The organism is Neobacillus rhizosphaerae (assembly GCF_050477885.1).
In the GTDB taxonomy this organism is placed as follows: Bacteria; Bacillota; Bacilli; order Bacillales; family Cytobacillaceae; genus Neobacillus; species Neobacillus rhizosphaerae_A.
Map to the genome: position 1 here is coordinate 1 of NZ_JBCNAC010000065.1, position 10,900 is coordinate 10,900.

Consider the following 10,900-nt stretch of genomic DNA (forward strand, 5'->3'; position numbering starts at 1 on the left):
CATTTGCCTGTCGGGGCTGGACAAGGCGCTTGCGCTTTTCTTATTAGGAGGAATGGAGATTGGAAACACGTTATGCGAACCACCCAGAAGAAATCAAACGGTACAATACGGACGAATTAAGAAAGCATTTTCTAGTGGAAACTCTTTTTGAACCAGGGAAGGTTCATTTAACTTATACACATGTCGATCGGATGATTTTTGGTGGCGTGACACCTTCTGGAGAAGAATTATCGATTACGCTTGATAAACAACTTGGGGTGAACTATTTCCTTGAGCGTCGTGAATTAGGAATCATTAATATTGGCGGCGACGGATTCGTCATCCTCGATGGGGTTCAATATGATATGCAGCGTCGGGATGGTCTTTATGTAGGAAGAGGAACTAAGGAGGTTCTCTTCGGTTCATTGGATGCCAATAACCCGGCCAAGTTTTATATCAATTCGACTCCTGCCCACCATACGTACCCAACGGTGAAGATTGATATCAATAACATTAAGCCGCTTGAAGCTGGAGAACCAGGAACATTAAATGAGAGAAAAATCTATCAGTACGTGCATCCAAATGTGTGTGAAAGCTGTCAGCTTCAGATGGGACTAACCATGCTGTCACCGGGAAGTGTGTGGAACACGATGCCATGTCATACACATGAACGCCGGATGGAAGTGTACTTATATTTTGATATGGAACCAGAAACAAGGGTGTTCCACTTCATGGGACAACCAAACGAAACAAGACATCTTGTCTTGAAAAATGAGCAGGCAGCTATTTCTCCAAGCTGGTCGATTCATACAGGAACAGCGACAAGCAACTATACGTTTATTTGGGGAATGTGTGGAGAGAACATCACGTACGATGACATGGATTTTGTAAAAATGGAAGATTTGAGATAGATAGCATACTAGATGACGAACGGGGAGGCAGGATCATGACCACACAATTAAACGATTTCTCATTAGATTTTTTCTCACTAGCAGGCAAGGTGGCAATCGTGACTGGTGGTAATACGGGATTAGGTCAGGGCTATGCAGTGGCTCTCGCCAAAGCCGGTGCCGATGTATTTGTTGTGACCCACGGTACGAATTGGGATGAAACAAGAGAGCTCATTGAAGCGGAAGGACGCCGAGTAGAATTTTTCCAAGCCGATTTAACGGACCGGGAAGCGATTAAAGAGATTGTTGCTGCCTGTGTAAGCGCGTTTGGAAAAATTGATATTTTAGTAAACAATGCCGGTACTATCCGCCGTGCTCCACTGCTTGAGTATAAGGCAGAGGATTGGGATGCGGTAATGGAGATCAACTTGAATTCTGTTTATTTTTTAAGCCAAGAGGTTGCGAAAGTAATGGTGGAGCAAAAGAGCGGAAAAATCATCAATGTGGCTTCCATGCTTTCATTCCAGGGAGGAAAATTTGTTCCGCCGTATACAGCTAGTAAGCATGCCGTTGCCGGTGTAACGAGGGCATTTGCCAATGAATTAGCGCAATATGGCATTCAAATCAATGCGATTGCTCCAGGTTATGTAGAGACTGCAAACACCGCACCTATTCGTGAGGATGAAGGACGCCATAAAGAAATTACCGCCCGTATTCCGGCCGGACGCTGGGCAACACCTGCAGATTTAATGGGCGTTGTCGTGTTCTTATCAAGCAAAGCATCTGATTATATGAACGGTCATATCCTAGCAGTTGACGGTGGTTGGTTAGCTAGATAAACCTAATTTAGAGCCGTATCGCTATAGAAGTGATGCGGCTTTTCCAAAACCTAAATGGAGGCCCCATATGATAACAAACATCGGAATCAGAGCCCATGATATTGAAAAGCCCTCTATAGAGGAAGTCGCTGATACGGTTTCTAATAAAGGACTCACTTCTGTTCAATTAGCATTAAAAAAATCCTTAAAGGATATTAACTCAGATTTAGGTAGCCTAAGTCCTGGCTTTGCCCACACAATTGGGAGCGTTTTTAAAAAGCGCGAGCTACAAATCGCTGTCCTAGGCTGTTATATCAACATGATCCATCCTGACTTGGCGCAAAGAAGAAGCGAATTGGACCGATTCAAGGAGCATCTCCGCTTTGTGCGGGATTTTGGCTGCAGCATTGTCGGGACGGAAACAGGAAATGTTCAAGCTGAAATGAAGTACACAGAAGAGAACTTTAAGGAACAACCGTTTCTGGAGGTAGTTGAGAGTGTGAAGGAGCTTGTGGAAGAGGCCGAAAAGTTCGGCGTAATCGTTGGAATTGAAGGGGGCATCAACCACCCTATCCATACACCGGCGCGAATGAAGAGGCTGCTCGATCTTGTCCCATCGAACAATCTTCAAGTCATCTATGACCCGGCCAACTTTATCTCTATGGAAAACTACCAGGATCAAGTAGCGGTCATAGAAGAAGCCTTTGAACTATTTGGAGACAGGATGGTTATTCTCCATGCCAAGGACTTTGTCATTGAGGATAACCAAGTCAAGATGGTACCAGTTGGTCATGGCCTGTTAAATTACGATTTCCTCTTTCAACAGTTAAAAAAGAAAAAGCCTTATATCACCATACTAATGGAAAGCACGACAGAACCATACATCGACGGCAGCATGGCCTATTTAAAAGATAAATACGAAAACGCGTAGTTTGTATGAAAAAACTAGAGAAGGCTGGATGAATGATGAAAAACTTCATGGATGAGAATTTTTTATTAAATAATGAAACTTCTATTCGTTTGTATCATGAATACGCAAAAGATATGCCCATCATTGATTACCACTGCCATTTAAGCCCAAAGGAAATCTATGAAAATAAAAGCTTCAAAAACATTGCCGATATCTGGCTATCGGGTGATCACTATAAATGGCGCTTAATGAGAGCGAATGGGATAGATGAAGAGTATATTACCGGCAGTGCCAGTGATTACGACAAATTTCTAGCTTGGGCAGAAACGGTACCCATGACCATTGGAAATCCACTATACAATTGGACCCACTTAGAACTACAAAGGTATTTTGGTATTCATGAGCTATTAAACTTAGAGAGTGCCCCGTCTATTTGGGAAAAAGTAAATGCCTTACTCAACAGTGACGGTTTTGGTGCAAGAGATTTTATTAAAAAATCAAAGGTTCAAGTCGTTTGTACGACGGATGACCCTGTGGATTCTCTTGAATATCACCAACTATTACAAGATGACACCGATTTTGATGTGAAGGTGTTACCTAGCTTCCGTCCCGATAAGGGCCTTGAAATTAATCGAGTAGGCTATCAAGAGTGGGTTGCCAAACTGGAGGAAGCCGCCGAAATCAAAATTGAGACGTATGACCACCTGCTACAGGCACTTGAATCGAGAGTTCGCTTTTTCCATTCCATAGGGGGGAGAGTTTCCGATCATGCCATCGATACGATGATGTTTGCGGAAGCAACGAAAGAAGAAGCGGCACAAATTTTTCAAGAGGCATTAGCCGGTAACAAAGTGTCTATGGAAGATGAGAAAAAATATAAAAGCTTTACCTTAACCTTCCTCGGAAAGTTGTATGCTGAATTGGGCTGGGCGATGCAGTTCCATATTAATGCGTTACGAAACAATAATTCGAGAATGTTTAAGCAAATGGGGGCAGATACAGGCTTTGACTCGATTAATGATGAAAAAATTGCGAAGCCATTAGCGCAGTTATTAAATGCTTTGGAGCTTGATAATGCGCTGCCTAAAACGATTATTTATTCTCTCAATCCAAAGGATAATGAAATCATTGCTGCCATGATTGGCTGTTTCCAAGGTGGTGGAATTCCAGGGAAAATTCAATTTGGAACCGCCTGGTGGTTCAATGATCAAAAATCAGGCATGCTGGAGCAAATGCAGTCGCTTGCCAATGTCGGTTTATTCACTCGCTTTATTGGTATGTTGACCGATTCAAGAAGCTTCCTATCCTATACGCGACATGAATATTTTAGAAGATTATTCTGCTCGTTCATTGGCGAATGGGTGGAAAATGGAGAGGTCCCTAATGACATCGAGTTTTTAGGGAAGATCGCCAAAGGAATCTCTTACACAAATGCAAAAGAATATTTTCAATTTTAATGGCCCTAGTAATGAGGAGGAGCATTCATGGAACGTTTAAATAAGGGTTTAGTAAACGATCTTCAATCATACCCGGAGAAGGTTTTGCAATTTGGTGAGGGGAATTTTCTAAGGGCATTTGTTGACTGGCAAATTGATGTCATGAATAAAAAGGATCTTTTTAACGGCAGTGTTGTGGTTGTTCAACCTCGTGGTCAGGAAAAAATCGAGAAGCTGAATGAACAGGATGGTCTTTATACTCTATACCTCCAGGGGATGAAGGAAGGCCAAGCAGTTAAGGAGCACAGTGTTATTACTAGTATTAGCAGAGGTATCAACCTTTTTAAACAGTATGATCAATATTTAGAATTGGCTGCTAATCCCGAACTACGGTTTATTTTTTCCAATACAACAGAGGCTGGAATTGCCTTTGACGAGAATGATCGTTTAGAAGACCGCCCTCAAAAGAGTTTTCCAGGCAAATTAACGGCATTCTTATATAAACGTTTCCATTCCTTTCAAGGCGATATGAACAAAGGCTGTATTCTAATCCCTTGTGAACTGATTGAGCGGAATGGTGAAAAATTAAAGGAAATCATTCTGAAGTATGCCGAACTTTGGAACCTTGGTGAGGAGTTTATCCAATGGATTCATGAAGGGAATACTTTCTGCAATACACTCGTTGATCGGATTGTTTCTGGATTCCCACGTGAGTCGATTGAAGAGGTCCAAGCGGAGCTTGGCTATAGTGATCCTTTTCTGGTGGTGGGGGAACAATTCCATCTATTTGTCATCGAAGGGCCTGAGTGGATTCTTGAGGAATTTCCTGCCCACTTAGCAGGGTTAAATACATTAGTGGTGGATGATTTGACTCCATATCGCACAACAAAGGTTCGAATTTTAAATGGTGCCCATACGGCCATGACGCCTGTTTCCTACCTATATGGATTAGATACGGTAGCCGAAGCAATTGAGCATGAGGTGGTCGGGCCCTTTGTCAGAGAACTGATTTTTGATGAGATTATTCCTACATTGGATATGCCCGTGAAAGAATTACATTCATTTGCGGATGCGGTATTAGAACGATTTAAAAATCCGTTTATCCAGCATTTCTTATTAAGTATTTCACTTAATTCTATGTCTAAATTTCAGACGAGAGATTTACCTTCTTTGCTTGAGTATTACCAACGTAAACAGGTATGGCCGGAAAAGCTGGTCTTCTCGTTTGCGGCCCTTCTTTCTTTTTATAAAGGAAAAAGAGGAGAAGAAACGATTCAACTCTCTGATGACCAGGATGTACTGGAATTATTTAAGGAGCAATGGAGCCGATACGATGGAACAATTGAAAGTGTGAAGGAGATTGTTACGAGTGTGTTAGGCTACGAAAAACTGTGGGAGCAGGATTTAAATGAGTTGCCTGGATTCACAACAGCGGTTGCAAAGCATCTTTATGAAATTGAAACATGGGGAATGAAAAAGGCGGTCGAGGCTGTTGTTGGAGAAAAAACAGCCTGCTTGCGGGGGGAATTATAGTGTTGGATATCATCCAGATACACGATATTGATAATGTCGTTGTGGCGCTAAAGGATTTACGAGCGGGTCAAACTTTTACAGTAAATGATACTATGGTTGAGCTTAAGGACGATGTGCCGAGAGGTCATAAGATTGCCATTAAAAACATGGCTATCAATGAACATGTGGTAAAGTACGGCTATCCGATTGGTCACGCCGTGAAAGAAATTTTGGTGGGGGAACATATTCATACCCATAACACCAAAACAAATTTAGACGGCATTCAGGAATATCAATTCAATCAAAAGCTACAAACCCTTTCTTATAAAAATGAAAACCTAACCTTTGATGGATACAGACGAAAGAATGGTAGTGTCGGTATTCGTAATGAGCTTTGGATCGTTCCAACCGTGGGTTGTGTCAATGGAGTGGCAGAACGAATGATCAAGCTGTTTGAAAAAGAAGTAGGCGATATCAGTCCATTCGAAAATGTACTCGTGTTAAAACACAATTATGGCTGCTCCCAATTAGGGGACGATCATGAAAATACGAGGAAAATTTTACGAGATGCGGTGCTGCACCCGAATGCCGGTGGGGTACTGGTGCTGGGGCTCGGCTGTGAAAATAATAATCTATATGAATTTAAGGGAAGCTTAGGAGAGTTTGATGAAGACCGAGTGAAGTTCTTAGTCTCTCAGGAAGTGTCCGATGAAATTGAAGCGGGTGTCGAGCTTCTGAAGGAACTCTATGAACAGGCGAAAAATGACCAGCGTGAACCGGTGCCGTTATCTGAATTAAAGGTAGGCTTGAAATGCGGGGGATCAGATGGCTTTTCCGGTATTACGGCTAATCCGCTGCTTGGAAGATTCTCAGATTTCTTAGTTGCCCAGGGTGGAACCACTGTCCTAACAGAGGTGCCGGAAATGTTCGGTGCGGAAACAATCCTGATGGAGCGTGCGGCAGATGGAGAGGTGTTCGAAAAGACGGTGGAATTAATCAATGATTTCAAAGAATATTTCATTGAAAATAAACAACCTGTCTATGAAAATCCATCACCTGGAAATAAAGCAGGTGGGATTACAACCTTGGAGGATAAGTCCCTAGGATGTACACAAAAAGCCGGTACATCTACGGTAATCGATGTCCTTAAATATGGGGGGCGTCTAAAGCAAAAGGGACTGAATTTGTTAAGTGCACCTGGAAATGATCTCGTTGCTTCCTCTGCCCTAGCAGCCGCCGGATGCCAATTGGTTTTATTCACAACGGGTCGTGGAACTCCGTTTGGTGCGTTTGTACCAACGATGAAAATTTCAACCAACACACCTATTTTTGAAAACAAGCCACATTGGATTGATTTTAACGCAGGCGTATTGCTTGAGAAAGACTCAGATATAGTCCTCAGAGAATTTATTGATTACATCATAAAGGTGGCAAGCGGGCAATTAGTCAATAACGAGAAAAATGATTTTAGAGAGATTGCTATTTTTAAAAAGGGTGTTACATTGTAGCGTTCCGAAAAAGGACAAAAATCGATAGGCAGACGACCTATCGATTTCTTGCATTCAACCATAAAAAGGCGGGGATAGGGATGATTGGAAAGGAATTTCCTTCAGAAATTAAAGAGTATGTGGACCAAAAAACAGGGAACGTGGTTAAGCAATTAACTTCCAATGGTTCCAATAACCACCACTTTTATTTTACAGACAATTCATTTTCAGCAGATGATAAAGAAATCTATTTTTTGTCAGATCGTTCCTCTAGTAAGCCTGAGGTTTATAATCTTTTTAAAATGGAGCTTGAAACAGGGCAAATGGTTCAACTGACGAATGAACCTGAAGGAGTTGCTCCTAGCTTTCATACAAAAACGCCTGAAAGTGACATAGTCGTGTATGTTTCGGGAAGGCAGCTTAAAAAATTAGATGTCAGCACACTTGAAACGACCGTCCTTTATGAGGAAAAGCCAGGGATTCAATTAGGGCATCCACACATCTCGGCGGATAAAAAGTATATTGGCATGGCACGAAATGAAAGGGTTCCTATTGAAAGAGGAGCGAACTACAGAGGGTTTAAGGAAACGATGTATGCTACAAAAAGGGGTGGATCACCCTTATTAGTCTGGATGGAACGGAAGTATTTGATGTTTTTGAAGATACACATTGGCTGGGCCATTTTCAATTTTCACCTACCCATAGCAGCCTGGCCACCTTTTGTCATGAAGGTCCATGGAACCTCGTCCATCAACGAATATGGCTTTTAGATATTAGAGCACGTTCGGTACAGCCCGTATTTAGGCAGGGGGAAGATGATTGTATCGGGCATGAATTCTGGACAGCGGATGGGAAGATATTTTTTGATAATCGTAGAAAAGGGCACGATGGAACCATCACGGTTCACAAGACCCAAGCAACCATCCAAAAAGAAGAGGATACTGGGCACATTCCTTTCGTCGGATTAGCGGATGAAAAGGGTCAATTACTACGAAAAATCGATTTACCGTATTACTGTAACCATTATCATAGTAACAGAGACAATACCTTGCTGATCGGTGATGAGGTGGAGGATCTCGTGTTGATTGATATAAGCGGTGAACAAGCAACCATTGAAACGGTATGTTCTCACCACACGAGTTGGAACACGCAACGAACTCACTGTCATCCGACCTTCAGTTGGGATAATACAAAAATCTTATTTACATCAGACCGTAACGGAGTCTGTAATTTATATTTAGTAGAATTGCCAAAATAGGGGGGGAAGAGAATGTTTACATATGGAGAAGAAGTAGAAGCGGTAGCTACCGAGGAAGGCGTAACAAGGAAGTTGTTAAGCCATGGCGGCAGCCTCATGATGACGGAAGTTACGTTTAGGAAGGACGCCGTTGGAAGTATCCATTCCCATCCACATGAACAGATTAGCTATATCGTTCAAGGGAGTTTTGAATTCAACTTAGGTGGGGACATTCAAACGGTCGTCAAAGGGGATAGTATTTATGTACCGTCCGATGTGTTGCACGGTGTGAAGGCGCTTGAGGAAGACTCTGTTATTTTAGACGTGTTTACGCCACAGCGGGAAGACTTTTTAAAATAAGTAGGGAGACGAAAAATGAGGCTGATCACTAAGGAATCAGCCTCATTTTTCTATGTTGTTAGAATACATCATTTCGTTCTGTATCTGAGTAAATGGAGATGAGCACAACCGCTTTTTCCTCACCCACATTTTTGACGAAGTGTGGGACGCTTGCATTCCAGCTAAAGGTATCCCCTTCTTCCAAGATGAATGAATCTTCGCCCTGTTCGGCAAGGATTTTTCCTTCTAAGACTAAATGGGACTCCTCCCCTTCATGGGCATTGGCTTCCCCCATGGATGCACCCGGAGGAAACTCGACCAACCTCATGTGTAAGCCACCTTGTGAAGTTAAATGCTCAATTTTTAAGTTGTTATAGGTTGAATACGTTCGTTCCGTCTTTTTAACCACACGCATATGCTGCTTTTTTTCTAATAATAAATAGGGTAAAGGCACTCCTAGAAAAGTCGCTATTGTCTGCAGTGTGTTAATGGAAGGAGAGGTATTATTGTTCTCTACATTACTGATAAAGCCTTTCGATAGTCCCGTTCCTTCACACATTTGGGCAATCGTAATTTTCTTCCTGTTTCGTATCGCGCGAATCTTTGATCCAATATCCACGTAAGTCACCTCGAATGTTTCCTAATAAAAAACTTAATTCTATCTTAGCAAAAAAGTAATTGACAATCCATAGTGTTTGGGGTTATCTTATAGATAATAATTATTCCTAGTGGGAAACTTATTTTTTGTCTAATAGTTTTCTAATATGAATATATTATCTTTATTTAAATTTACAAACCCCTTTATATAAAACTTTAAGGAGAGGATCGTATGCTTCCATCATTATTTATCGCACACGGAGCTCCGTTACTTGCGATTGAAAACAATGAGTATACTCAGTTTTTAAATCAATTAGGACGTACTCTACCAAGACCAAAGGCAATTGTTTTATTTTCCGCCCACTGGGAATCGAATATGCAACAGGTGAGCAGTGCCCCTGAATACCGCACGATTTATGATTTTGGCGGATTTCCTGAAGCCTTGTACAAAATAGAATATCCAGCTAAGGGAAATCATGACATCACCAAAGAAATTACTGAACTATTCACTAGCCAAGGCGTTTCATATGAAGTTGATGCAACGCGCGGATTGGATCACGGTGCATGGGTTGTATTGAGGATGTTGTATCCAAATGCGGATATACCTGTGATTTCGATGTCGGTTAATCCCAACCTTTCACCTGCAGAACAGTATCAGATTGGGAAGTCTTTGGCAGGGTTAAGAGAAAAGGATGTATTAATTATTGCCAGTGGAGGAACGGTGCATAATCTCCGCGCATTAAATTGGGATAAGGATCGCACCGGCGGAATTGATGACTGGGCACTCGCGTTTGATGAGTGGTTAGCCCGTCATTTAAAAAATTGGGATGTAGATTCACTTTTCAATTATCAGACATTAGCACCGAATGCCAACATTGCCGTGCCGCCATATGGCACAGAGCACTTTATACCTATTTTTTATGCAATGGGTGCAGCGGATAATGGGAAAAAAGCAGAATTACTGCACCGCAGCTACCGATATGGAAGCTTAAGCCATAGTGTATGGCAGTTTAATTAATTTTACAAAATACAGGAGGAATTTTTTATGAATAATAAATTTGAAGTCAGTACATTCATTTTACGTGTGGTTTTAGGGATTAGTTTTTTTATCCACGGGCTTACTAAGTTCCAGGGCGGAATAGAAAATATTGTTGGTTGGTTTGACAGTATCGGTTTACCTGGTGGATTGGCCTATGTAGTGGCAGTGATTGAGTTGGTTGGTGGATTAGCCTTAGTAATTGGTTTAGGTTCAAGAGTCGTATCTATTCTTTTATCTCTCGTCATGATTGGTGCCATGATTAAAGTGAAATTAGCTGTCGGATTTTTAGGAAATGGCCAAATGGCAGGCTATGAACTAGATTTAGCTTTCCTTGCGATGGCTGTAGTGATTGCCGTCAATGACAGTAAATTGTTTGCGCTTGACCAAGTGATTTTTAATAAGCAAACGAATAAAAATGGTAATCAAAAAGTGGCTTAAGCAAAAAAATCTGCTAGAATCCTTATTCTAGCAGGTTTTTTAAAAGCTGCGCATGCATAAAATTTGTTACTGCCACAGTCCTTGGTAGTGTTGTATTTTATGTCCCGATACAATGGAAGAAGCCCGGGGAGTTTCTAATGCCCGTGGTAAGAGAAAAAGTGGGCGATCGGTAAATAGAAAAAGGTTCTAATGCCCGTGGCAAAAGGAAAAGCGCACGA

The 10,900-nt window shown here is 41.7% G+C and carries 12 protein-coding genes; 11 read left to right on the top strand and 1 reads right to left on the bottom strand.

What is annotated here, in order from left to right; genetic code table 11:
• Positions 1 to 59 precede the first annotated feature (59 nt).
• From kduI to ABES03_RS08375, 9 genes are all read left to right on the top strand, one after another.
• Entirely contained in the window at positions 60 to 890 is an 831-nt protein-coding gene (kduI, locus tag ABES03_RS08335; RefSeq protein ID WP_430116777.1) for a 5-dehydro-4-deoxy-D-glucuronate isomerase, read from the top strand.
• Positions 891 to 925: 35 nt separating this feature from the next.
• Complete coding sequence (gene kduD, locus ABES03_RS08340; RefSeq protein ID WP_430116778.1) at positions 926 to 1,708, top strand: 2-dehydro-3-deoxy-D-gluconate 5-dehydrogenase KduD; 783 nt, start codon at positions 926 to 928, stop codon at positions 1,706 to 1,708.
• Positions 1,709 to 1,775: 67 nt separating this feature from the next.
• Entirely contained in the window at positions 1,776 to 2,618 is an 843-nt protein-coding gene (locus tag ABES03_RS08345; protein WP_430116780.1) for a sugar phosphate isomerase/epimerase family protein, read from the top strand.
• A 35-nt stretch (positions 2,619 to 2,653) separates the two neighbouring features.
• Entirely contained in the window at positions 2,654 to 4,054 is a 1,401-nt protein-coding gene (gene uxaC / locus ABES03_RS08350; protein ID WP_430116790.1) for a glucuronate isomerase, read from the top strand.
• Between the two features lie 27 nt (positions 4,055 to 4,081).
• The gene (locus tag ABES03_RS08355) at positions 4,082 to 5,566 is read left to right on the top strand and encodes a tagaturonate reductase (protein WP_430116781.1); all 1,485 of its coding nucleotides are present in this window, start codon (positions 4,082 to 4,084) and stop codon (positions 5,564 to 5,566) included.
• Complete coding sequence (locus tag ABES03_RS08360) at positions 5,566 to 7,053, top strand: UxaA family hydrolase (RefSeq protein WP_430116783.1); 1,488 nt, start codon at positions 5,566 to 5,568, stop codon at positions 7,051 to 7,053. Before ABES03_RS08355 ends, ABES03_RS08360 begins: the two co-directional genes overlap by 1 nt.
• Positions 7,054 to 7,133: 80 nt before the next feature.
• Entirely contained in the window at positions 7,134 to 7,802 is a 669-nt protein-coding gene (locus ABES03_RS08365; RefSeq protein WP_430116784.1) for a TolB family protein, read from the top strand.
• Positions 7,706 to 8,290, top strand: a complete 585-nt coding sequence (locus tag ABES03_RS08370; protein ID WP_430116791.1) for an oligogalacturonate lyase family protein — start codon at positions 7,706 to 7,708, stop codon at positions 8,288 to 8,290. Before ABES03_RS08365 ends, ABES03_RS08370 begins: the two co-directional genes overlap by 97 nt.
• Before the next feature lie 12 nt (positions 8,291 to 8,302).
• Complete coding sequence (locus tag ABES03_RS08375) at positions 8,303 to 8,629, top strand: cupin domain-containing protein (protein ID WP_430116785.1); 327 nt, start codon at positions 8,303 to 8,305, stop codon at positions 8,627 to 8,629.
• A gap of 58 nt (positions 8,630 to 8,687) precedes the next feature.
• Here ABES03_RS08375 and ABES03_RS08380 read toward each other — a convergent pair whose 3' ends face one another.
• On the bottom strand, positions 8,688 to 9,227 hold the full coding sequence (locus ABES03_RS08380) for a helix-turn-helix domain-containing protein (protein WP_430116786.1): 540 nt from the start codon (positions 9,225 to 9,227) through the stop codon (positions 8,688 to 8,690).
• A gap of 210 nt (positions 9,228 to 9,437) precedes the next feature.
• On the opposite strand from ABES03_RS08380, the gene ABES03_RS08385 reads away from it, so the two are divergent.
• A complete protein-coding gene (locus ABES03_RS08385; protein WP_430116788.1) occupies positions 9,438 to 10,223 on the top strand; it encodes a dioxygenase family protein in 786 nt (261 codons plus the stop codon).
• A 27-nt stretch (positions 10,224 to 10,250) separates the two neighbouring features.
• Positions 10,251 to 10,682 carry a DoxX family protein gene (locus ABES03_RS08390; protein WP_430116789.1) on the top strand — a complete coding sequence of 144 codons (432 nt, stop codon included), beginning with the start codon at positions 10,251 to 10,253 and terminating at the stop codon, positions 10,680 to 10,682.
• Positions 10,683 to 10,900 lie beyond the last annotated feature (218 nt).